General features: G+C 60.6%; 19 protein-coding genes and 1 pseudogene. 10 read left to right on the top strand and 10 right to left on the bottom strand.

Annotation, left to right across the window (positions count from 1 at the left end; translation table 11 throughout):
* Nucleotides 1–276: 276 nt before the first annotated feature.
* Nucleotides 277–1239, top strand: a complete 963-nt coding sequence (locus FHR22_RS11455) for a LysR family transcriptional regulator (RefSeq protein ID WP_166942215.1) — start codon at nucleotides 277–279, stop codon at nucleotides 1237–1239.
* Nucleotides 1240–1309: 70 nt separating this feature from the next.
* On the opposite strand, the gene FHR22_RS11450 is transcribed toward FHR22_RS11455, so the two are convergent.
* Nucleotides 1310–1750 (bottom strand): nuclear transport factor 2 family protein, encoded by a 441-nt coding sequence (locus tag FHR22_RS11450; RefSeq protein ID WP_166942213.1) that lies wholly within the window; start codon nucleotides 1748–1750, stop codon nucleotides 1310–1312.
* A 379-nt stretch (nucleotides 1751–2129) separates the two neighbouring features.
* Here FHR22_RS11450 and FHR22_RS22660 point away from each other — a divergent pair, with 379 nt between their 5' ends.
* Nucleotides 2130–3317, top strand: coding sequence for an acyl-CoA dehydrogenase family protein (locus FHR22_RS22660; RefSeq protein ID WP_166942211.1), 1188 nt, complete (start codon nucleotides 2130–2132; stop codon nucleotides 3315–3317).
* A gap of 129 nt (nucleotides 3318–3446) precedes the next feature.
* Here FHR22_RS22660 and FHR22_RS11440 read toward each other — a convergent pair whose 3' ends face one another.
* From FHR22_RS11440 to FHR22_RS11430, 3 genes are all read right to left on the bottom strand, one after another.
* The gene (locus tag FHR22_RS11440) at nucleotides 3447–4256 is read right to left on the bottom strand and encodes a TetR/AcrR family transcriptional regulator (protein ID WP_243853654.1); all 810 of its coding nucleotides are present in this window, start codon (nucleotides 4254–4256) and stop codon (nucleotides 3447–3449) included.
* A gap of 22 nt (nucleotides 4257–4278) precedes the next feature.
* Nucleotides 4279–5133 carry a fumarylacetoacetate hydrolase family protein gene (locus tag FHR22_RS11435; RefSeq protein ID WP_166942209.1) on the bottom strand — a complete coding sequence of 285 codons (855 nt, stop codon included), beginning with the start codon at nucleotides 5131–5133 and terminating at the stop codon, nucleotides 4279–4281.
* 448 nt (nucleotides 5134–5581) lie between these two features.
* The gene (locus FHR22_RS11430; RefSeq protein WP_166942207.1) at nucleotides 5582–6250 is read right to left on the bottom strand and encodes a TetR/AcrR family transcriptional regulator; all 669 of its coding nucleotides are present in this window, start codon (nucleotides 6248–6250) and stop codon (nucleotides 5582–5584) included.
* Nucleotides 6251–6333: 83 nt separating this feature from the next.
* Between FHR22_RS11430 and FHR22_RS11425 the strand changes: the two genes are divergently transcribed.
* On the top strand, nucleotides 6334–7485 hold the full coding sequence (locus FHR22_RS11425; protein WP_166942205.1) for an FAD-dependent monooxygenase: 1152 nt from the start codon (nucleotides 6334–6336) through the stop codon (nucleotides 7483–7485).
* A gap of 687 nt (nucleotides 7486–8172) precedes the next feature.
* Here the strand turns inward: FHR22_RS11425 and FHR22_RS11420 are convergent.
* The 4 genes from FHR22_RS11420 to FHR22_RS11405 form a co-directional block, all read right to left on the bottom strand.
* A complete protein-coding gene (locus FHR22_RS11420; protein ID WP_166942202.1) occupies nucleotides 8173–9423 on the bottom strand; it encodes an MFS transporter in 1251 nt (416 codons plus the stop codon).
* 52 nt (nucleotides 9424–9475) lie between these two features.
* Complete coding sequence (locus FHR22_RS11415) at nucleotides 9476–11089, bottom strand: gamma-glutamyltransferase family protein (protein WP_166942199.1); 1614 nt, start codon at nucleotides 11087–11089, stop codon at nucleotides 9476–9478.
* A gap of 5 nt (nucleotides 11090–11094) precedes the next feature.
* On the bottom strand, nucleotides 11095–11517 hold the full coding sequence (locus FHR22_RS11410) for a VOC family protein (RefSeq protein WP_166942196.1): 423 nt from the start codon (nucleotides 11515–11517) through the stop codon (nucleotides 11095–11097).
* A gap of 166 nt (nucleotides 11518–11683) precedes the next feature.
* Nucleotides 11684–12316, bottom strand: a complete 633-nt coding sequence (locus FHR22_RS11405; RefSeq protein WP_166942193.1) for a TetR/AcrR family transcriptional regulator — start codon at nucleotides 12314–12316, stop codon at nucleotides 11684–11686.
* Between the two features lie 183 nt (nucleotides 12317–12499).
* Between FHR22_RS11405 and FHR22_RS11400 the strand changes: the two genes are divergently transcribed.
* The 5 genes and pseudogenes from FHR22_RS11400 to FHR22_RS11385 all read left to right on the top strand — a co-directional run bounded on the left by FHR22_RS11400 (nucleotide 12500) and on the right by FHR22_RS11385 (nucleotide 18052).
* Nucleotides 12500–13699 (top strand): FAD-dependent monooxygenase, encoded by a 1200-nt coding sequence (locus tag FHR22_RS11400; RefSeq protein WP_166942190.1) that lies wholly within the window; start codon nucleotides 12500–12502, stop codon nucleotides 13697–13699.
* Nucleotides 13686–14186, top strand: coding sequence for a hypothetical protein (locus FHR22_RS11395; RefSeq protein WP_166942187.1), 501 nt, complete (start codon nucleotides 13686–13688; stop codon nucleotides 14184–14186). Before FHR22_RS11400 ends, FHR22_RS11395 begins: the two co-directional genes overlap by 14 nt.
* Before the next feature lie 390 nt (nucleotides 14187–14576).
* Complete coding sequence (locus FHR22_RS11390; protein ID WP_166942184.1) at nucleotides 14577–15530, top strand: HpcH/HpaI aldolase/citrate lyase family protein; 954 nt, start codon at nucleotides 14577–14579, stop codon at nucleotides 15528–15530.
* Nucleotides 15531–15664: 134 nt separating this feature from the next.
* A pseudogene (locus tag FHR22_RS22770) lies at nucleotides 15665–16120 on the top strand (TonB-dependent receptor plug domain-containing protein); the annotation flags it as partial.
* 255 nt (nucleotides 16121–16375) lie between these two features.
* Nucleotides 16376–18052 carry a TonB-dependent receptor gene (locus FHR22_RS11385; protein ID WP_243853652.1) on the top strand — a complete coding sequence of 559 codons (1677 nt, stop codon included), beginning with the start codon at nucleotides 16376–16378 and terminating at the stop codon, nucleotides 18050–18052.
* 182 nt (nucleotides 18053–18234) lie between these two features.
* Here the strand turns inward: FHR22_RS11385 and FHR22_RS11380 are convergent, their stop codons facing one another.
* Entirely contained in the window at nucleotides 18235–19404 is a 1170-nt protein-coding gene (locus FHR22_RS11380) for a phosphotransferase (RefSeq protein ID WP_166942178.1), read from the bottom strand.
* Nucleotides 19394–20320: a LysR family transcriptional regulator gene (locus tag FHR22_RS11375; protein WP_166942175.1), complete on the bottom strand. Its 927-nt coding sequence runs from the start codon at nucleotides 20318–20320 to the stop codon at nucleotides 19394–19396. Before FHR22_RS11375 ends, FHR22_RS11380 begins: the two co-directional genes overlap by 11 nt.
* Nucleotides 20321–20403: 83 nt before the next feature.
* Here FHR22_RS11375 and FHR22_RS11370 point away from each other — a divergent pair, with 83 nt between their 5' ends.
* Nucleotides 20404–21423 carry a bile acid:sodium symporter family protein gene (locus FHR22_RS11370; protein ID WP_166942173.1) on the top strand — a complete coding sequence of 340 codons (1020 nt, stop codon included), beginning with the start codon at nucleotides 20404–20406 and terminating at the stop codon, nucleotides 21421–21423.
* A 48-nt stretch (nucleotides 21424–21471) separates the two neighbouring features.
* Complete coding sequence (locus FHR22_RS11365) at nucleotides 21472–22356, top strand: crotonase/enoyl-CoA hydratase family protein (protein WP_166942170.1); 885 nt, start codon at nucleotides 21472–21474, stop codon at nucleotides 22354–22356.
* The last annotated feature ends 86 nt before the right edge of the window (nucleotides 22357–22442 follow it).

Genomic DNA, 22442 nt, shown 5'->3' with positions numbered 1-22442 from the left:
GTGGCGTTATTCCTTATAAGCAACATAAGCGATGCTTATGATATTTTGAGGCAACGCTGGTTGGCGAAGCGTGGCAGGCTGTTTGACCTGTGCTGGGTGCAACGCTTGCGAGCCCGCGAAGCGGCGTTCATGCAATCGGTCAAATTCGAATCCATCTTTCATGAGTGAGCGCTAAGGGCGTTTTTCTTGCTCATGGCATCACTTTCATTTATGCGTATGAGTGGCCGGTTCGAATCGCGCGACGCCGCGACGCCCCAACAAAATCGAGGAGGGGACATGCATCTCAAAGGCTTGAATCTGAATCTGCTCGTCGTGTTGGACGCGCTGCTGCGTGAAAAGAGCGTCACCAAGACTGCGGAACGACTGAATGTCACCCAGCCTGCGATCAGTGCTGCCCTTCAGCGCCTTCGGGAATATCTGGACGATCCCTTGCTGGAACGGAACGGACGGAAGGTGGAGTTGACGCAGCGTGCCAGGGATCTCGCGGTGCCCGTGCGAGAAATCTTGCTTCGCATCGAGTCAGCGCTGAACACGACGCCGAATTTTAACCCGGCCGAGGATAAGCGCACTTTCCGCGTCGCGATGTCCGCGCACATGGCAGAGCTCGTCGGCGTGCCCCTCGTCCGTTATCTCATCGGCCATGCGCCGGGCATCAGCTTCCAGATCGTCGATCTGGCCGTCGACTCGTTTAAACGAGTGGAGGAAGGCGATCTCGATCTGTGTCTGACCATATCGGAGCGCGTGCTCGAAAATCCCGTCAATGACGTAAGCAATTTGCAGAGCGAGCATCTCTTCTTCGACAATTTCACCATAGTGGCGTCGAGGGACAACACGGTCTTGAAAAGCACGATCACATATGACGAGTTTTGCGATCAGCCGTACGTCGAACTTCTATTCAACGGTAATTTTCGCAGCTTGCCCGACATCGTCTTGAGCGGTCAGGAGAAGCGACCGACAGTCAATGCCTGGATGCAGACCTCGCAGAATGTGCTCGCGGCCGTCGGGTCAACGAAGGCAGTCGCTATTGTCCCGACGCGCTTGTACGAACTTCATAAGGAGACGCTTCGGCTGCGCAAGATCGCGCCGCCAATAAGTTTACCACGCATTGAGCAGAGATGTTTCTGGCACAAGCGAAACGACATCGACAGCGGCCACCGCTGGTTCCGGCAAACGCTCACGATGATTGCCAATTCCGACAGCGACAAATCGGCGAAACTGCCTGACCTGCAGGCCGCCTGACAAGGATCGGCGGGCTGCTCGCATGCGGGTTAAGGGCGGCGAGCGCCGAGCCGAGTTTCGCCCTCCTGATTTAAGAGACGGGTCTTCCGTCCATCTTGAGGAATTGCATATGGTAAGTATTCAGCCTCCAATCTGCATCGGCCTTAAGCCAGACCTGCGTCAGAAGACCCTCGGTCTCGAATTTCCTGTCATCGCCCGCGATTGAAAAGACTTGCAGGATAGGGCCCGTCAGGACGGCAACAGACCCGTAGATCCGTATCGCCAGACCAGTGCGATCGACGCGATAGAAACGGTATTTTGTGCGGATGCCTTCCAGATATTCAGGCTTCCCTTCGATTTGTCCATTGCCATGGATATGAATCAGGTCGTCGGCAATGAGCGTATCCAGTTGTTCGACGTCCCGCGAAATCAGGGCGGTGCCGCGGTCAAGCTCTCGGCGTAGAACCTGGCTTTGACAGACGTCGAGGCCCGTCTCGGGCAAGGCGCCGACAATAGATGAGACTTCGACCATTTTTTCGACCTCGCGTTCGCGCTCGAGCCCGTGAGGACAGGGCTCGCGTCCAGGCGCTGCCGCATCTGATCATGTTCCATCGGCATCAGGCAAATAGCGTTTATCGTTAGCCGATATCAGCGGAATTTATGCGCCGGTCGCCTCTCTGCCAGGCTTCATAAGGGGAAGGCGGCGCAGATATCGTCCGGTTGTATCCGCATCCAGTTGGTCGCGTGCGCGAACAGGGGAGGGGCGAAATCGCGCGGCGATCATGGATCAAGGTGATCTCGGCACGCATAAATTTCTCTGATCAGCTCTATCTGCAATCGGTATTTGTCGGCTCCATGCGGCTGTGGTTCAAGTCCATGAGAAGCACCCTTCATGGTGTAGGAATTCAGATGTGAAGAGCAAAATGGACAGCACGAAACAGAGCGAAATATTCGAAATCGGTATTGAAGAATTGATTAGTCGTACCGACGCCATATTGCCTGCCATTGCCGAACGCGCACAGCAGACGGAACGCGATCGGCGCCTGCCGGATGCCACCATTCAGGACATCCGGGCGGCGGGTCTCAATCGCGTCATGCAGCCGGTGCGATGGGGCGGATATGGTCTCGACTTCGATGCCTATTTCGAGATTTGTTGGCGCATCTCCTCTGCCTGTGGATCGACGGGCTGGGTATATTCGCAGTCAGCCGTGCAGAACTGGGAAATAAGCTTCGCCCCTCATGAGGCACAGGCGGAGTTCTACGCCAGACCCGATCCATTGTCCTGTTCGGCGTTCAACCCCGGCGGCGCGAAGGTGGAAAGCGTCAAGGGAGGGTGGATGCTATCCGGACGGTGGCGTTATTCGAGTGGGGTGTGCCATGCCGACTGGGCGCTGTTGGGAGCCAGGATCGAGGAAATCCCGGCCCCCATTTTGTTGATCGTCCCGAAAGGCGATTTCAGGATTGAAGACACCTGGCATGTGTCCGGTCTGCGCGGCACGGGAAGTCACGATGTTGTGATCGACGAGCCCGTCTTCGTTCCTGCTCACCGCTACATCCTGCCGGGTGCACCCGACAATCTGGCCGCCAACCAGAGCGGGTCGTACCGAGTACCAATGGCTTCGATCGCACCTTTGGGCGTTGTGATACCTGTCATTGGCATGGCCCAAGGTGCGCTGAACGCATATGAAAGCACCAATCGCACCCGGTGCACGGCATTCGACGGCAAGCCCATGGCGCAAATGGTTGGGCCTCAGCTTCGCATCGCCGAGGCGTCTGCGACGCTCGACGCTGCCAGAGCGCTGGTCAGGAAGGACATTGAGGAAATCATCCGGCGCGGCCAGACGGGAGACATACTGACAAAGGATGACCGCGTTCGCTTTCGCCGCAATCACGCTTATGTCGTCGACACATGCTTCAACACGACAATGATGATTGCCCGCGCCGCCGGCGCTTCCTCGCTATTCGAATCGAATCCCATTCAGCGATTTGTCCGCGACGTTCACGCCGGCTCCATGCAGGTCGCCGCAAATTGGGACGAGCAAGCGGAAGCCTATGGTCGGGTCCGAATGGGCCTGGAGCCGAACTCGGCTTTGTGGTGAGGGGGCGAGCGCCGGCAGGAATTCTCCAGCTTTGGCGCGGAGTCGGCGAGCCGATTGTCGACATCATGAAAGCCGAAAGCCGGCGTCTGCCGGGTTTTCTGATCGAGCTTATTTGACTTATTTGAAGCGCTATTGACCTCGACTGGCCGAGCTTGGACGGGGTCCTGCCGGTTTGGCGCCGGGTGCGCCCCAGTAATGAAGGAACGTCTCGATCGCGGCTGCGAGTTCCTCGCGCGGTGGGAGGGGCGCTTCCCGCGCTTCGAGACCAAGTATGGCAAGTTGGTAGCGCGCCGGCTGGCACAACCCGATGAACTGCGAGACCGCGGTCGCTGGCAGTCCGCGGCGCAGCACTTCGCGCTCCATCAGCGCGGCGAAATAGACGCCAAGCCGTTCCTTGCCGCGCTTCGGACCAAGCTCGTAAAAGGTCTGGGCAAGGTGCGGAAAGCGTGCTGCTTCGCCAACGACAAGTCGGTAGAGATCGAGCATCGGCTGGGACATGAGCATCGACATCAACGTCTCTGCGTACCGGGCGAGGACATCGGCCACTGGTTCGTCGAGCGGAAGGTCCTTCGACAGGGGCATGCCATATTGCTTCAGGAGATCCTCGACGACTGCTGTGAAGAGCTCCTCTTTTGATGGGAAATATGTCCAGAGCGTCGTCTTCGATCCGCCGACTGTCGCCGCGATCGACGACATCGTCGCGCCAGCATAGCCATGAGCGAAGAACGCTTCACGCCCGGCATCGATGAAAGTCTTGCGTCGGTTGACCGCAACGCATGGACTGGGGCAGCCGGCGGAATCTGTCATCGCAGCCTCGGCAGCGTGCGGAGGGAATGGTGCGCCGCTGCTGACCCGCGAAGTCGGGCCCGCGAGCGGGTCGGTGCCCGGCGCCACATCGGGAAGTGCGAGCGTAGTCGCGATAATTGCCTGAACCGCCATGTGCTTGCTCCTTGGGTTTCGGTCAATTCTGCGCCACCCGGTTCTCAATTGCCCCGATCCCGTCGATCTCGCATCGCACGACGTCGCCCGGCGCGAGAAAGACGGGCGGCTCGCGCGCAACGCCGACGCCTTCGGGGGTTCCGGTCGCGATCAGATCTCCGCTCTCGAGTGTGAAGGCGGTCGAGAGATAGGCGATCTGTTCGGCAAGCGTGTGGATCATGGCGATCGTATTATTCTCCTGGCGCAGCTCTCCGTTCACATAGCAACGAAGGGCGAGGCCCTGGGGGTCCGGAACCTCGTCCGCAGTGACGATCCAAGGACCGATCGGGCCATGCGTATCGAACGATTTGCCCATGGTAAAGGTAGGGGCGTGGAACTGCCAGTCGCGCGCAGATACGTCGTTCGCGACGCAATAGCCGAAAACATGCTGCAGCGCTTCGGCGCTGGTGACGCCCTTCGCCGACTTGCCGATCACCGCGGCGAGTTCGACCTCATAGTCGAGCTTTTCGGTGACGCCCGGATCGATTTCATCAAACGGACCGGCGATGCAACTCGTTTGCTTGTTGAACCATATCTGGTGTTCGGAGCGCGCGATGCCGAGCTTGGCGGCCTCTTCGAGATGCGTGGCATAGTTCATTCCGATGGCAAGATATTTGCCCGGACGCTCGATCGGCGCAAGCAGCGTCGCATCCGCCAGCGGAAGCGACGCATCGGCGTTCGCGACCAGATCGGCGAGTTCGTCGATGGCGTCCTTTCCGGCCCCGGCGATCTCGCGAATGGTTTGCCACCGCGAACCGGCAGCCACGAGATCGACGATGCCGTCATCCTTCACCGCGCCGATACGCGGAATATCCAGAAGGAAGCGCACGAATTTCATGACGGTTTCACCTTTTGCTGGATGGGAGGGCCTTGACCCGGTGTCGGCGTCCGGCCGGGTTGATGGCTTCCCGGGCTGGCAGTGTTTCGACGCCAAGCTGACCTACCGACAGTCAAACCCCGAAATGCCTTGGTGGCGCATCTTTTACATCGCGCTGCCCGATCTATTGGTTCGCTGTTGAATGGACGGTTATTCAGTGTCAAGTTTCGGTATATTCATAATTATCTATACCAATGATCCAAGCTTCTTATGGGAATATGGCAGGGTGGACGCCCCGTCCTCTATCGGAAAGCTCGCGAGCCCTGGGGCGCAAAGCGCGTCCAGCGCGTGGTGGATGCGCCGGGCCACGGCGTTCTTTTTTCGGGCGAACATGGGCAGATCGTTCGAGACACTTTCGCTGTTCCGCGCGGCGCCGCAAAAATCGAGGCATCTCTTCCACAAAATGGCGCTAGCTCGTCGCTGCCCGACGCGCCTCAACCCGACTATAGGGTGTATCCGATACGGCAGCTTCGACGCCGCGGGTTCCCCGATCGACGATGGCGAGGAAGGTTTTTCGCGCTTCCTCGCTATCGTGCTTCTGTGCAAACGTCCGATGCGCCTCCATGAAGGCGGCCGCCCACGTCGCCAGCAGCAGAGCGGCGGTCAGATGTACGTCGGGATCCGTTCGATCGCGCTCAACGGCCTCTGCGAGCTCCACCTGGACAAGGGCCGTAAGTTCGTCGCGTATGGCTCTGCCCCGGGCTTTCAGGGTTTCGCTTCCCGCGATCGTCTGCATGAACCTTTCACTTCCATCGAAAAAGCAAATATAAGGCCGGCCCTCCGCGATGATCCGATGGGCAAACAGCCTTAGAGCCTCTAGCGGGCTGATGCCGGGATCGCGTTGCCGCAGCGCAGCGCGCAAATCCGCATATCCCTCGTCATTGAGATCAAAAAACATGTCTTCTTTTCGCGGGAAGTGATTGAAGACGGTCATGCGCCCGACATCGGCGGCCTCCGCGATCTCGTCCACCGTGACCTTATCGAACCCCCGTTCGTTGAACAGCCTGGTTGCCGCGTCCGAGATGCTCTGGCGCGTCGCCAAGCGCTTGCGGGTTCGACGGTCGAAAGACGTTGACATGAGCTAACTGTCACCTTCAATACGTACTGAGTACATATATTGATTCGATATGATCATTTATCGAATATATTGTGAGTGGCTTTATGAAAAAGCAAGATAACGCGATCGCGGCCGCCGGCCGAAATGTGCTGATCGTCGGGGCAAGTTTTGCGGGCCTCTCGATGGCATATTGGATGTGCAGGCTCGGCTATGACGTCACGATCGTCGAAATCGCCACCGGCTTGCGGCTCGGGGGCACGCCCGTGGACATTCGCGATCGCACGATCGATATCGCGGCGCGGATGGGCATTCTCGATGCCATCAAGGCGCAGAGCCTGCCGCCGAGAGCGACGGAATTCAAGAATGCGAACGACGTGACCGAGGCGTCGCTCCCGCCCGCCTCGGTCGCCAAGGACGGTGGCATGGACGGTTATGAGATCGATCGCGATGCCTTGCTCGCCATCTTGCTCAGGGAAGTAGAGGGGCGGATCGACATACGTTTCGGAATGACCGTCGCCGGCCTCGAAGACAGCGGAGAGGAAATGCGCGCGCGCTTTGCCGATGGGACCGAGCGCGCCTTCTCTCTCGTGCTCGGCTGCGACGGAAATCATTCTGCGGTTCGAACCATGATTTTTGGTCCGGAGTCGCAATACAGCCAGTTCCTGGGGGCCTGCTTTTCGATCTCGATCGTGGCCAAGCGCATTATCGAGCCAAATACAACGCAGGTCTACAGCGTTCCTGGTAGAACGGTGATGCTGAACTCATATGAGGACAAGACCGACATTGTGCTATGCTTTCGTACCGATAACGATACCATCGCCGATCAGCGGGATCCGGACCATAAAAGGCGCGTCATTCTTGACCGCTTTGCCGACATGGGCTGGCGGACCCCCGAATTGCTTGAGGAGGTAAAATCCTCGGAGAATTTCTACTTCGACAAGCTCTCGCAGGTTAAGATGCCGTCCTGGACGAAGGGGCGCGTCGCCCTGGTCGGCGATGCAGCGTACTGCGCCTCTCCCGCTTCAGGAATGGGCGGGTCGCTGGCAATCATCGGGGCCGCCGCCCTGGCCGAGGCGTTAGGACAATATGGTGATGACCATGCTCTCGCCTTCGAAGCGTACAACAACGGGCTGCGGCGCTTCATCGCGGAGGTCCAGCAGGGCGCCGTCGCGTTCGGATTGGATACGTTTGTGCCCAGCTCGGAGGAAGCCATTCGCGCGAGAAACGAGCAATTCTCGTCCGCATCGACTGCGTAATATCCGTAACCGGCGCTGTACCCCGCGCCTTATTCGGCGCGGTGACCAATGCTGGAAACTGCCGGCCGTGACTGTAACCAGCGTACCAATGTTCAGTCGGTGGGCGATCGAAAATGATTGCCGGTGCGGCGTATGGGTCTCGGCTAACGCCAGCTTGAGAGCCGGTTGCCAGTGCCGTTTTCGGCACGAGCGGCCCGGCGTACCTGATCGTCGACGCTGTTCCGGAACAGCGGACCAAAAGCGTAGCGCAGCCATGAGGGCCCGGCCAGCTTCGTGGGGGGATATCGTTTTGAGGAGAGGAAGGCAAAACTGTGCATCGAAGATAAACCGGTTCGGCCCTAAACCGCCCTCAAGGGAACGGCGCGGTTACGGCCATCTTTCAACGTCGGCGGTCTCGACATGCGGACGCGACACGTTTCATCTCGATGCGGCGGTATACCTAAGAATTCCCGATCGGAACCCGTTCACCGCGTTCCTGGATTCGGACTATTATAACCGCTCATCGCTAACTCCCTTGGCAACCAAGAACCATTGCACTTTGTGCGCTGCCAACGGGGACGTCGGCTTGGGCGCTGTGTTAGCTCGAGCTCTCCAGGCATCGGAAGGCCTTTCGATGGCGGCGCAATGAACCTCGCCGCTATGCCGATGCAAAAGAGGGTTGCCGCGTATACGGGCTGCCCGCGCAGCTCAACTGTCGACCAAATGACGACCGACCAGGACATAATGTACCGCACCCCAGAGCTTGAAGAGTGAAAGGATCAGGAGTGCGGCCTTCAGTGAGTCTGCGCCGTAATAGGGCTGGAACAGGTCACTGAGCAAACCGCAGACGAACGCGCCGGATGCCATGCCCACGCCGCTGATGAAGAACATCGTCACAGCCGCGGCGAAGCTCCGCGCGCTTGGGTCCACGGCGGACTGGATCGTCGAGTAGGTCGGCGCGAGGTAGAATGCGACCAGAAAGATGCTGATTGCCGTCAGCACGATGAACAGTTGATAGTTGCTCGTCAGCAGCGAGCCGATCTGGGCAATCATCGCGACGACGAAGGCGGCTGCGAGCACATTGTACGCGGTGCGGGGACCGCGCTTCGCCAGCCACCCACCGATGAAGCCGCCGCCCAATATGCCCAGAATCGCGACCCCCCCAGCAACCGCTCCGAATGAGGCGCCCGTCTCCGTCGCGCTGAGCCCGAAGGTGCGCATCACATAGGCCGGTGCCCAGCTGCCCAGCGCTCCCGAGCTGATCCCCAGCACGGCGCCGCCGAGCATCAGGTTGCGGACGGGTTTGTTGCCGAGAAGGCTGCGCAGATTGCCCTTGGGCAGCTCCCGCGCGCCGGTCGCCTGCTCGCGCAGGGGCTCGCGGACGGTGGTGAGCAACAATATGCACAGGACGATGCCGGTGGCGCCGACGATGAAAAGCGTGTTGCGCCATCCGATCTGGTCGTTGAGGTAGCCGCCGAGCGAAAGCGCGAGGAAGGTACCGATCGCGAGCCCCATCGAATAGATGGCAATGGCCTTGGGCCGCGACCCCTTGTCGGTGTAATCGGCGATGATCGAGTGGGCCGCGGGCGTCAGCGCCGCTTCGCCGACCGCGACGCCGACACGGCTAAGGAGCAATGACTTCATGCCCGTCGCAAGGCCGCCGATCGCCGTCAGTGCGCTCCAGAAAACGATCGCGCCGCCGATGACGTGGACGCGGACGCCGCGATCGGAGAGTTTGGCGATCGGTATCGCGCTGATCGCATAGGTGAGCGAAAAGGCCGGCCCGGTGATCAGACCGATCTGGGTATCGCTCAGGAGAAGGTCGCGCTTGAGAGCCTCGACGAGGATGAACAGGATTTTGGAGTCCATCGCGCCGAGTGTCTGACAAAGCATCAGCACCGCCACGACATACCAGCCATATAATCTGCTTTGGGTGCGTGCGGGGGGAGCAATTGTCACGATACCGAATCCTTGGATATGAGGAATGGGAGGCTGTCGGAAGAAGCGCCCTTCAGCGCGCAAGGGCCTGGCCGTCCTTGCGGGGATCGGATCCCGCAACATAACCATCGCCCGTTTTCAGGACGATCTGGGCGCCGCCGAAGGAGAAAGTGGCGTCCAGTTCTTCGCTGACGATATCGTGCCCGCGGGCGCGGAGATATTCGATCAGCGCCGGATCGGTGCCCGGTTCGATACCGACCCGGCGCCCTGCATCGATGCGCCAGCGCGGCGCGTCGGCGGCGGCCTGGGGGTTTTGCCCATAGCCAAGAATCCTGAGGGCAAGTTGTAGATGGCCCTGCGCCTGGATCGGTCCGCCCATCAGACCGAACGCCATGAGCGGGTCGCCTTCGAGATCCGTGGCGAAGCCCGGAATGATCGTGTGGAAGGGGCGCTTGCACGGCGCCACCTGGTTCACATGTCCTGGCTCGAGCGTGAAGCCGACGCCGCGGTTCTGCAGCGCGATGCCGGTACCGGGAACGACGATGCCTGATCCGAAACCCTTGTAGTTGGACTGGATGAACGACACCATCATCCCGCTGTCATCCGCCGCCGCGAGACAGACCGTGCCGCCGGGCCGCGGTTCGCCATGGCCGGGATCGCTGGCGCGATCGGGATCGATCAGCTTCGCGCGCTCGCGCAGATACGCCGGGTCGAGAAACGCCTCGGGTGCCAATCGCATCGCATCGACGTCGGTCAGATGTCGATAGACGTCGGCCAACGCCAGCTTGGTCGCCTCGATCGCGAGATGCAGCTGATGCGGATCGTCGGGTGACGACGGCTCCCAGCCGGCCGCTTCCAGAATGCCGAGGCCGATCAATGTTGCCAGACCCTGATTGGCTGGCGGCAGTTCGTGAACGATGCCATTGGCGAAGCGCTGTGAAATGGTGCCGACCCATTCGGCGCGGTGTTCCCCGAGATCGGCGAGGCTGAGCGCAGCGCCATGTGCTTCGGCGTCGGCCACAATGCGATCGGCGAGCGCCCCCCGATAAAATGCCTCCCCCCGGGTCGCGGCGATCGTCTCGAGCGTCGCGGCATGGGCGGCGGAGCGAAACAGTTCGCCCGCCCGAGGGGCGCGGCCACCGGGAAGAAAACATGCAGCAAAGCCCGGCTGTTCCCTCAGCATCTGCCCGCCGAGGGCCCACAGGCGAGCAATGGTCGGTGTGACCAGAAAGCCGCTGCGCGCATGGCGGATCGCGGGCGCCGCGATGGTTTCGAGCGGCAGCGAGCCGAACCGCTCCCACAGCGCGATCCAGCACGAAACCACACCCGGGACGGTGACCGAATTCCAGCCGCGCTCCGGTATCGCCGTCAGGCCCTGGAAATATTCGGGCGTCCAGCCCGCCGCCGATCGCCCCGAGCCGTTGAGACCGTGCAGTTCTTTGCCGTCCCACAAGATGGCGAAGCCATCGCCGCCGATCCCGCACCCGGTGGGTTCGACCACGGTAAGGACCATCGCGGCGGCGATGCTTGCATCCGCGGCATTGCCGCCCATCGCCAGCATGTCCATGCCCGCGATCGACGCGAGATGGTGCGACGTAGCGATCGCGGCACGGCCCATCGCGGGAGGGCGACGCGACGGATAGGGCAGGGCATAATCGAGGGACAGCAAGTCCGGGCCGGCGGTCATGCCGGTCAGCTCAGCAGCGACGGGTCGACACGATCGGCGAAGATCATCTCGATCTTGACGCCATTGGGGTCGAAGAAATGGACCTGGGTATCGGCCGTATCGGCGACGGGCGCAGCCTTGAATTCGACCGCACGGCCGCGAAGATGGTCGAGGAAAGCGAGCAGCCCGGTGCCGCGAAACGCGAAATGATGGAAAGCGCCGGTCGGTCCGTCCTCGGGCTTGCGATCGATGATATGCAGGATCGGATAAGTGCCGCCGTCGGGATAGAGCCACACGCCCCCGACCCGGACGCCATTGGCTTCGAGCGGAGGCCGGAAGCCGGGCCGCAGTCCGAGGATGTCGCTATAGAAAGAGACGGTTTTTTCAATGTCTCCGCTGCTGAGCGTGACATGGTCAAGGCAAAGGGGGGGCATTTCGGTGTATCTCATCCCGTGCAGCATGTGTGCGCAATAAGATACATTAAGGAATCTTATCGTCAAGGCCTCACGATGATGACTGGCTTTGCGCCTCGGGCCAGAAGGCCGACCCCGGGGTGCCGCGGAGCCGCCTTCTGCGCTGCCAGTTGCCGTTTAAACATCCGTCACCTTGTCCTCGTCACGGCTGGCTTTTCGTCCTCACCAGCGGGAGAAGGATGCTGTCGACCATCTCCTCGACCGCAGCGCGGATGGCGATATCGGATTGTGTCGCCGTGATATAGGCGAGGAATGCCGCAGGGATGGACATGACCATTTCGGTCAGCTTGCCGGCATCGACCTCGCCGCGTTCAGCCGCTCGTTCCAAAAGGAATCGGACCGCCGACACCCGGCCCGCGAGCAGGGTCTCGCGAAAGCGCGCGGGCGAGGATTTTTGCTCGCGATAATATTCGTCCATTTGTGTCCACATGATCATCGCAAGCGGAAAGTCGCGCTCGTATAATTCGACGATATAATGGACGAGTTCAGTGCGGATATCGCTTTCGTCGGGGACCGTCAGCGGGTGGCTCTCGATATGATGCCGGAATGCCGACATGGCGAGATCGCCGCGACTGGACCAGCGGCGCGCGATGACCGGGCGACTGGTGCGCGCCCGCAGCGCCACGCCCTCTATGGTGAAGGCTGAATAGCCGCCGTCGAGCAACTCGGCCCATGCTGCCTCCAGCAGCGCGCCTTCGAGCGCCACACCCCGGCGCCGCGTTTTGACGACGGGATCTCCTGCTTCCTTCGCCTCGGTGACCGATTTAAGACTCATTCAAGTATCCTAGTTGACGATTGAAATAAGATGCACTAGCAACTCTTATATCAGAGGATAGCGCGCGGGAAGCGAAGGGCAAGCCCTGCTTCGCTGCCTGTGCGCAGGAGCAAGTGCGACGATGGTCGTCGCGGGTGTCCGCCGCCGGATGGCTGCGGACTGACGGATCGAAGGTGACCAGGCGTGCCGAGTTGTGGTTCGAAAATTCTGATCTCCGGGGCGAGCATCGCGGGTCCGACCCTCGGCTACTGGCTCGCCGAATATGGTTTCGACGTCGAGATCGTAGAGCGTTCTTCCGAAGTGCGCGGCGGAGGTTATCCCATCGATCTTCGTGGCTCGGCAATGATCGTCGCAGACAGGATGGGAATGACCGACCAGTTGCGGCGCGCCCATCTCGATATCGAGGCACTGACGCTGTTCGATCGTGGCGGAGAAGCGATCGTGGCGCTCCGCCCCGAGGAGTTCAGCGGCGGGACCCAGGGCCTTGACGTCGAAGTGCCGCGTGGCGACCTGGCGATGCTGCTCTATGAGCGAACGCGCGATCGCTGCACCTATCACTTCAACGATCATGTCGTCGCTCTCAACGACCGCGGCGACGCGGTCGAGGTCGAGTTCAAGTCCGGCCGGCGGGAGCGCTATCTTTATGTGATTGGCGCGGACGGGCTGCATTCTTCGACGCGGGGGTTCGCGCTTGGGCCGGAGGACGCATTCGTTCGCCATCTCGGCTATTTCTTCATCGGATTCACCCTCCCGAACATCTTTGGCCTCGATCGCGAGCAGCAGGTCTTCTCGACGGTCGGTCGTATGGCGGGCCTCAGCAGCCTCAGAAGCAACGATCGCATCGCGGCCTTGCTGACCGTGGCGGCCGATGAAATGCCCTCGGCGGCCGAACGCGACGTCGATTTCCAGCGGCGGCGGTTCAGGGCGCATTTCGGGGAGGACGGTTGGCATATTCCACGCCTGCTCGAGGAGCTCGATCGCGCGGATGACGCCTATTGTGACACGGTCAGTCAGATCCGCATGCCGGCTTGGTCGAAGGGACGCATCGCCCTGACCGGCGACGCTGCTCATGCGCCGTCCTTCATAACGGGACAGGGGTCCAGCCTCGCCCTGGCCGGGGCTTATGTCCTCGCCGGCGAACTGGCGCGCCACTTCGACGATCCTGCCGCTGCCTTCGCCCGCTACGAGGCGGAATATCGTCCTTTTGCGGAGGCGAACCAGAACCTCGCAGGCAAGCGCTGGCAATTCATTCCGACCGACCCCGAAAGCGAATGTCAGCGTAACCTGCGCCTGCGGGAGAGCGGCTTACCGGCCGCGCCAATGGAGCAGAAGCGGGCCATTCACAACGGACTTGAGATCAAGGACTATCATGCTGACACCTGACCATCCCAACGCGCTCTGGCTTGCCGAGATGTACGGGATCGACCAACAATCCGATCCTGCAGATGCAAGCCTGACAACCGAGCAACGAGATCGCCGTCACGCCGAGCATGTCGCCAAATATATGGCGCGGATGTCCCCGGACCTTATCGTCCATACCGGCGGCGTGCGCCTGGCCACGACAGGGGGCATGGCATTCATGCAGGCTTATGCCCGTCGCCGCTCGTCCCTGAGCGACGGCGGCGACGTGTCGATCATCGCGATCCATCAGATTCTGGCGGATGACAACTACGGTATTCTCCACTTCCGGTCGCGCACGACGCGCGACGGCCATGTCTGGGAGCGCGACGGAATGGGAGCGTGGCGGTTCGAAGATGGCATCGCCGTCGAGCATTGGGAGCTGTCGAATGGACCCAAATGGGATGCATTCTATCTGGCCGGTGACCCCGATTTCAATGGCGACGCGATGGAATATTGGACGAAGGAATAGACTTCATTCCTTCATTTCAATTTAAAGATTTCACCATATCGATATAAGTATCTATATGGTATAGATTGATATTGTTTTCTGAAAATCAAATCAGACGATATATAAGGAAAAGTATAGAAATTAAGTGGCATCATATATGTAATATAGTGCGATCTTAACTGCAATATATATTGCCATTTACGGTGATACGTCATCAATGCATCGGGTGCTGACCATCAGGTGCGGAGATTGTGCAGGTTATGACAACGATCATGGTTATCTTTGGGCAACGGCGTAACGAGCGGATCTCGCATCCGGCCGAAAAGCGCTGTTCCTTGCAGGCGAACCCCCAGTCGCGGCGCAGGGGTCAATAATATGGCCCGAAACCGACGTCCGTTGAGATCTGTCTGCTTGAATCTCAAGGAGGGTGACAGCCTTGAAGAACTGAAAACCGCCTATCTCTCCGCTTCGGACGCCGTGACTCACGAGCTTGAAGACCATTGCCCCGACCATCTGAAAGCCGTGGCGCGAAAGAATATTCGCCAGGTGATCGACGAGTGCGGATCCCTCAAGCCCACGTTCGTGCGGACAGCTACCGCGCACGACCCTGCTATTCTTGCCGATCTCGAGGCGATCGTCTGCCCTAATCTTTACGGCGTGATGCTGCCCAAGGTCGAGAGCGCCGCCGAGATCGAACGTGTCGACTATCTGCTGACATTGTTCGAGGCGCGGGCGGGGTTGGAGCCTGGAAAGATCTGTATTCTTCCGCTGCCGGAATCGGCGAGCGGGCATCGGTTCGCCTACGATATCGTCAAGGCCAGCGAGCGCGTCGAATATATGCTGTCCGCGACGAATACCAACGGCGATCCGGCGCGGTCGATCGGCTATCAATGGACGCGGGAGTGCACGGAAACGCTGTATATCCGGCAGAAGATCGTACTCGATACCAGAGCTGCCGGGATGCAGTGGCCGATCTGTTCGAACTGGAATGCCATGCACGACATGGATGGTCTGGAGCAGTTCCTGATACAGAACAGGAGTTTCGGATATTTCGGCGCGCTATGTACGCCCGAGCCGAAATATATCGAACTGGTCAACCGGGTCTTCACACCGCCACAGGAGGAGATCGACTTCTGGGGCGAAATCGTCGCGCTGCAGGAGCAGTATGACGACGACATCAAGATCGATGGAAAATGGTACGTCCGCAACAAGTCCAAATGGGGGGCATTGCGGATCGAGCTCGCGGCTCATTTTGGTGTCCATCCGAGGACCGAGGGGCGGACGATGCAGGTCGAACAGGTTGGCGGAATCGTCAAGGCGGCCGAGGCCGAGCTGATCGGCGATCAGGGTCGCGCGACGGTTTGATGCATTTTCGGGTGGATCGGCGCAGGTGACGGCAAATAGGCGTTCAAATAATACGATAAACAAGGCCCGGTACGTTAATTCTGTACGGTCAATATAACATATATCTGAAGTATATATAATAAACGGGAGGTATCATGAGTCCGATTTTTCTGGAAACTGGTTCGAAGAGCCGTTCATCTCGTAAAATAATTGCGGCACTTCTCGCGGGAGCGACAATCGCCCTCCCGTCGCTTACCGGCGGCGGCCAGGCATCCGCCCAGGAAAGCAGCGTGCAGGATGGCGGCGAGATCGTCGTCACTGCCCAGAGGCGCGAACAGGCCGTGATCGACGTGCCGATTTCGGTCAGCGTGGTGAGCGCGGAAAAAATCGAGAATCTTAACCTGTCGACCTTTACCTCGATCGGCCAGCAAACGCCGAACTTCAATATCACGTTCGAGCGCGGCGCCAATGCGGCGCCGGACCTGAGCATCCGCGGCGTCCGCGGGGACGGCTCGACAGCGCGCATGAACGAAAGCTCGGTCGCCGTCTACGTCGACGATATCTATCTCGGCGACGAAAACAGTCTCGCCGGACAGATGTTCGACGTCCAGCGCGTCGAAGTACTGCGCGGCCCGCAAGGGACTTTGTTCGGTCGCAACACGACGGGGGGCCTCGTCCAGTTCGTTTCGGCATCGCCCACCGCAGATCTTACCGGCAAGGCCAGTGTGCTCTACGGCTCGGACAATTGGGTGGCGGTCAACGCCGCGATCAGTGGTCCGCTCGGCGACAATGTCCGGACCCGGCTTGCCGGGCAGTTCGAAACGCATGACGGCCATTACACGAACCGCGCGACGCTGCCTGGCGCGTTGAAGAAGCTGGGACGCAAGGAGGTTTGGAGCCTGCGCAGCACGACCGATTTCGATATTGGCGAGGCAACGTCACTGCGCCTGCAGGTGACGCATTCCGAAACCGATTCGGAATCGACGCCGAATTATGGACTGGGCATCTGGGAGAGCCGGACGGCTCCTCCGCCGGGCACGCAGAATGTGATTTGCGCGCGTGCCGACATCCTGGCCGCCAAATGCTTCGACCGGATTGTCCAGAGTGGCCAGCCGCCGCTGGACGGGCGCCGCGCCGGCGACGCGATCACTGAACTGAATCGCGACGAGCTGGCGATCAGGCAAAATTTGACTTCGATCACCGCGAAATTCGAAACCGATCTGGGTGGCGTGTCGCTGATCAACGTAGCGAATTATACGCAGTTCAAATCCCGGATCGGCGTCGACGGCGACGGCGGGTCCACGCCCAGCACCCTTGCCCAGCGCGTCTATGTGCAACTTCAGAACGAATCCAAGCAATTCAGCGAGGAACTTCGGCTGCAGGGCGAGGCCGGCGCGGTCAATTGGGTTGCGGGGCTTTTTTATTATCAGGACGAAAAGAAGAGTACCAGCATCCTCAATATTCGTACCGATACGGGTGCGACCGCGGCTCGGATCCCTTCAAATGCACGCATCGACACCAAGTCGGGAGCAGTATTCGGTCAGGCCGACTGGAAATTCGCCGATCGACTGACCCTGTCGGTCGGTGCCCGTTATACGATCGAGAACCGGGAACTGGTGGAGGCGAGGCTCGGCCCGGTCGGACCAGGTCCCGTCGTCGATGTGCGGGCGGCGGTTGCCGACCCCGACCCGGTGACGAAAGACGTGACAGGCCGGGTGAGCCTGACCTGGGAAGCGACCTCCGACAACAGTCTTTACGCAAGCTATTCGCGCGGCGCGAAGAGCGTCGGTTACAGCGTGTTTTACACCGGGGGCAGTGCCGCCATCAATGCCGCCAAGACCGGTCCGGTCGGTCAGGAACATGTCGATGCCTTTGAAATCGGCAGCAAGAACCGGTTCTTTGATCGGACGCTGACGCTCAATCTGGCGGGCTTCTATTATCTGTTCGACGGCAAGCAGGAATTGCTGACGGTCGTGGAATATCCGGATCCCAGCCAGCCACAGACGCCGATTTTGAATACGCGCTTCCTCAACGTCGGCAAGGCCGAGATTTACGGCGCCGAGCTCGAGATGAACTATGCGCCGAGTGAACGGTGGGATTTCGGATTGTCGGGCGGGCTCCTGTATACCGAAATTACGGATTCCGACATCGTCTTCAGCACGCCGCGGCTGGGCATCGTCCCGCTGGAAGGGCGGCCGCTCCCTTCGACGCCCAGATGGAATCTGAGTGCCCAGATCGCGCATCATATTCCGGCAGGGGACCTCGGCGTCTTCACGCTTCAGGCTGAAGCGCGCGCGCAGGCGAAGCAGAATTCCGGACTGAACAACGATCCCTTGGCAACGATACCATCCTATGGTCTCGTCAATTTCCGCTTCCTATGGGAATCGAAGGACAAGAGCTACAATGTCCAGGCATTTGTGACCAACGTCTTCAACAAGGCCTATTTCGTCGGGATCAGCGACTCCAACATCGGTGCAGGCGCGCTGATCACGCAGCAGGCTGAACCGCGGCTGTGGGGCCTGAAGTTCGGCGCCTCATTCTGATCGATGGCGTCTCATCCCTTTGCGGTCCCGCTCCTGGGCCGCAAAGGGGTGCATGATCCTTGTGGTCGCGGCGCTTTTGCGGTGAGCGCGCCGGCGGGGAGAGGGGCTGAGAGATGAAACGGGCCCATCCCTGTCCCATGCGCTTGCGGCTCACCCAAAGCCCGGCTGGTAAATGGGATATTTCAGTTTTGCACAAGCATCCGCGCGGACCACAGCGTGCTGGCGACCAATCTGGCACGCGCGGCATCGGTCAGGTCGGTGGCCTTCATCAACCTCAGCCCGATCGCCGCCACAGCGCATTGGTAAGTGCCAGCCGCTTCTTCGAGGCGGAAGTACCGACGGGCGGTATCGCGGATGCCGCGTATCGCCATCGCATAGGAGTTTCCGCGTATGGCCGGGTCGTCGCGAGCGATCAGCCGTTCGATCTCCAGGATGTCGCCAAAGCTGGCAGGCGCAGGATAGTTGATGCGCACGCTCGCTTCGAGTGACGCAAGGTCCTGGAAGACATGTCCGTATCCGGTGCGCTGGAAATCGACCAGTGCCGCGAGCGTCCCGCCGCGATCCAGGACGACATTATCCGAGTTCAGGTCCCCGTGAAGAATGCAGCTCGTACAGGGACGCATGTCGCCGCCCGCGAGGAGCGCGTCGCAGATGGAAGGGAAGATGATTTTGTCTATCCGATATCCTCCGGCGCGCTGCTGCGCATCGAAATATCGCGCGGCATGACCGAACAGGATCGTTTCGGTTGCGGTCGCCGAAACGAGGTTCCCGAAATAGCGCTCCAGATAATATCGCGCCACGCCCGCCTTTTGAACCTGGCTGGCATCGTACCAGCATTCGCGCAGCGTTTCGAACGTGGACGACAGGACCACGTCAAGGGCCGCCAGATCCCCGGCAGCGAGGCGATCGGTCAGCGTCTGCGATCTCTCGCCATCTCCGACGAAGGAATAGCACAGCGCGGCGCGATGATGCGCTGTGGCAAAGCCGCGCAGATCGGGCCGGTACGGGGGCGGCAGGAGTGGCCGGACGAACTGATCGTAGTTGGCCCGTTCGGATGTTCCGGCATCGAGTGGTGCTACCTTGACCGCCGCCGGGACGCCGCCGCGCGTGCGGCCATCAGTCGCCAGCGGTGTGGCTTTGAAGACATAAGCGCCGCTACGCCCTCCGCTCAGCGTCTCGAGCTTGATGATCCCGAGCAGGGAATGGTCGATGCCGGCGAGCGCGCTGGCCAGAACCGATGAGACGAGACTGTAAATTTCTTCCGCTTCCCGGGCGGTGCCGAAGGGAGATTGGCCCGAGAAATGGATGCGGGGCGGCGGCGCAAATGTTCGGGGCATGCGTTCATTCTTCATGCTGCAGCATCATGCGATCCGCCGGGCCAGCATCTTGCCTGCCGGAATCTCGGGCCCGTCCGCCTGTGCGGCGTAGCAGCGACCCATTCTGCTTGATCGCATCGACCAATGCGCGCGCCGGATCGCGGCGTCCCTGGACCCCGGCCAACACCACGAACTCGACATTACCGAGCGGGGGCAACTCGTTCGATGAAATTTCGGTCAGGCCCGGCGGTACGAGCGACCGCGCATGCGGTGCGATCCCCAGGCCGGCCGCGAGAGCGGCATGGACTCCGCTCTGGGCTTCACTGGTGCAGACAACCTGCCAGCTGCTGCCGACGCTCTCGAGCGCGTTTAGCGCAGCGGTCCGGGTGATCGCGGGCGGCACCAGAAGGACCAGCGGAACCGGCTGCGCCGGATCCCAGTCGAAACCGGGCGCGGCGATCCAGATCAGCGGCTCGCGCCAGACGAGTTCCCCTTTCTGCTCGCCAGCTCTCCGCTTGACGAAGGCAAGGTCGAGCAGGCCGAGTTCCAGCGCTTGCCGCACATTCTCGCTGAGACCGACGGTCAGTTCGAGACGGACGCGAGGATGTTCGGCGGTGAAGCGCCGCAACAGCTCGGGCAACCCCGCGAGGACCACATCCTCGGTCACGCCCAGCCGCACCGATCCGCTGAGATCTGCGCGCGCGAAATGGCGCAAGGCCCTGTCGTTGGTGTCGAGGATCGTCCGGGCAAAGCCGACCATCGCTTCGCCGTCGAGCGTAAGCCTCACCGAATGTGTGTCGCGAATGAACAGCCGCGTCCCGCAGGCCACTTCGAGTTTCCGGATATGCTCGCTGACGGTGGACTGCCGCAAGTTCAGGCTCGCGCCTGCCTGCGTGAAATTGAGCGTCCGCGCAACGGCAACGAAGCTCTGCAGCCAAAGGGAATCCAACATTGCCCGATCATTCCATAATCCGATAACAGTAACCTCAGTTATCGCCATTTACAATTAACCGAATTTGGGCGAGCGGACAAGCGATGAAGAAGATGCTCAAACTGTTCGATCCCTATATCGCACTCATGTTGGCGATGATCGCGCTGGCTGCGGCGGTGCCGGTGCACGGAAGAGGGACGGCGATCGCCGCGACGACGACCGATATCGCGATCGCTTTCCTGTTTTTCCTTTACGGCACGCGGCTCTCGCCGAAGGCGGCGGTCGCGGGTTTCATCCAGTGGAAGCTACAGATTGCGGTTCTGTTATGCACCTTCGCGCTGTTTCCTCTGCTCGGCGTCGGTCTCGGTCATCTCATGGCGGATCTTCTCCAGCCGGCGTTGCTGACGGGTTTGGTGGTCCTGTGTCTGATGCCGTCGACCGTGCAATCGTCGATCGCGTTCACATCGGTTGCCCGCGGCAATGTCGCGGCCGCGCTGTGTGCCGCTTCGCTATCGAACATCCTCGGCGTCTTCATCAGCCCGCTGCTGGTGGGCTGGCTTCTCCAGACCGGCGGCGTCGCGCTGTCCTTCGACGTGTTCGGTGACATCATGCTGCAATTGCTGGCGCCGTTTGTGGCAGGCCAGCTCTTCCGGCCATGGATCGGCGCATGGATCCAGCGCCACAAGCAAATCCTAGGTTACGCCGACCGCGGTTCGATCCTGCTGATCATCTACGTCGCCTTTTCCAAGGGCATGGTCGAGAATGTCTGGGGCGGGGTGGGCCTGTCGGACCTGTCGGCCCTGATCGTCCTGCTGACGCTTCTGCTCGCTACCATCCTCATCCTGACCGGCTTCATCGGGCGGCGGCTGCTGTCGCTGCCGGTCGAGGACAGGATCGTCTTGCAGTTCTGCGGATCGAAGAAGTCGCTTGCCAGCGGTTTGCCGATTGCGAGCCTGCTTTTTCCGGGACCGCAGCTGAGCCTCGTCCTGCTGCCGTTGATGCTGTTTCACCAGATCCAACTGATCGCCTGCGCGGTCCTTGCCAGGCGTTACGGTGCCGAGGCAGATCAACGTGCGTCCCAAGACGCGCCCGCGCTCGCGGGCTCCGCGCCGGCAACATCATGAAACTTCGGTTCACTCGCCCGCTCGAAGCCAGCCATAAGGGAGAACGCAATGGCGTACAACACGATCAGATATGATGTGGCATCGGGCGTCGCGACGATCACTCTCTCCCGTCCCGGAAAATTAAATGCCTATACCGCCGAAATGATGCGTGAGCTGATCGATGCGTTCGACCGCGTCGATGCGGACGACGATGTTCGCGTGGTGGTCGTCACGGGGGACGGCAAGGCGTTCTGCGCGGGTGCGGACATCAGCGAGGGCGTCGATGGTTTCAAGGTCGGCGTCGATTCCGAATTGCGGACACCCGATGGAGGTATCGATTATAGTTCGGATGCGATGCGCGACGGCGGCGGGCGCATGACCTTGCGGATATTCGAGCTGAAGAAGCCGGTCATCGGGGCCGTCAACGGGCCTGCGATCGGCATTGGCGCAACGATGCTGTTGCCCATGGACATCCGCTTGGCCAGCGAAACCGCACGCTTCGGATTTGTATTCGCGCGGCGCGGGATCGTGCCGGAGGGGGCGTCATCCTATTTTCTTCCGCGGATAGTCGGTATCGGCCGGGCGCTGGAATGGTGCTGCACGGGCCGGATATTCGATGCAAAGGAAGCCCTGCACGGCGGGCTGGTATCGCGGCTGCATCGCGCAGAGGATCTGCTGGCATCGGCTCACGCCCTCGCGCGCGAGATCGCGGACAACACGGCGCCGGTTTCGATCGCGCTGACCCGGCAGATGTTGTGGCGCGGCCTGGGGATGAGCCACCCGATGGAGGCGCACCGCGTCGAAAGCCGCGGCGTGTTTTCACGCAGCAACAGCGACGACGCCGCCGAGGGCGTTGCGGCGTTCTTCGAGAAACGCGCAGCCCGTTTTCCGGACCTGGTCACGCGCGACATGCCAGACTATTTCCCCTGGTGGGAGGAAGAGACCTACCGCTGATACCGCCTCGAACAGGCGATGCCCGGCTAGGCTCAGACCGTAAGCGGCGAGCATTTGCCGGGGCGGTCAGTCGGCGGCCAGGCTTC

Source organism: Sphingopyxis panaciterrae (assembly GCF_011762125.1).
Classification (GTDB): domain Bacteria; phylum Pseudomonadota; class Alphaproteobacteria; order Sphingomonadales; family Sphingomonadaceae; genus Sphingopyxis; species Sphingopyxis panaciterrae.
Note: the sequence above shows the minus strand (reverse complement) of the source record. Positions and strands in the feature narration are given on the sequence as shown.

What these genes read in the sequence shown, in the direction of transcription:
- FHR22_RS11455 (WP_166942215.1), top strand. Translation starts at nt 277, where the DNA reads ATGCATCTCAAAGGCTTGAATCTGAATCTGCTCGTCGTGTTGGACGCG.
- FHR22_RS11450 (WP_166942213.1), bottom strand. Translation starts at nt 1,750, where the DNA reads ATGGTCGAAGTCTCATCTATTGTCGGCGCCTTGCCCGAGACGGGCCTC.
- FHR22_RS11440 (WP_243853654.1), bottom strand. Translation starts at nt 4,256, where the DNA reads ATGGCGGTTCAGGCAATTATCGCGACTACGCTCGCACTTCCCGATGTG.
- FHR22_RS11435 (WP_166942209.1), bottom strand. Translation starts at nt 5,133, where the DNA reads ATGAAATTCGTGCGCTTCCTTCTGGATATTCCGCGTATCGGCGCGGTG.
- FHR22_RS11430 (WP_166942207.1), bottom strand. Translation starts at nt 6,250, where the DNA reads ATGTCAACGTCTTTCGACCGTCGAACCCGCAAGCGCTTGGCGACGCGC.
- FHR22_RS11425 (WP_166942205.1), top strand. Translation starts at nt 6,334, where the DNA reads ATGAAAAAGCAAGATAACGCGATCGCGGCCGCCGGCCGAAATGTGCTG.
- FHR22_RS11415 (WP_166942199.1), bottom strand. Translation starts at nt 11,089, where the DNA reads ATGACCGCCGGCCCGGACTTGCTGTCCCTCGATTATGCCCTGCCCTAT.
- FHR22_RS11410 (WP_166942196.1), bottom strand. Translation starts at nt 11,517, where the DNA reads ATGAGATACACCGAAATGCCCCCCCTTTGCCTTGACCATGTCACGCTC.
- FHR22_RS11405 (WP_166942193.1), bottom strand. Translation starts at nt 12,316, where the DNA reads ATGAGTCTTAAATCGGTCACCGAGGCGAAGGAAGCAGGAGATCCCGTC.
- FHR22_RS11395 (WP_166942187.1), top strand. Translation starts at nt 13,686, where the DNA reads ATGCTGACACCTGACCATCCCAACGCGCTCTGGCTTGCCGAGATGTAC.
- FHR22_RS11380 (WP_166942178.1), bottom strand. Translation starts at nt 19,404, where the DNA reads ATGAAGAATGAACGCATGCCCCGAACATTTGCGCCGCCGCCCCGCATC.
- FHR22_RS11375 (WP_166942175.1), bottom strand. Translation starts at nt 20,320, where the DNA reads ATGTTGGATTCCCTTTGGCTGCAGAGCTTCGTTGCCGTTGCGCGGACG.
- FHR22_RS11370 (WP_166942173.1), top strand. Translation starts at nt 20,404, where the DNA reads ATGAAGAAGATGCTCAAACTGTTCGATCCCTATATCGCACTCATGTTG.
- FHR22_RS11365 (WP_166942170.1), top strand. Translation starts at nt 21,472, where the DNA reads ATGGCGTACAACACGATCAGATATGATGTGGCATCGGGCGTCGCGACG.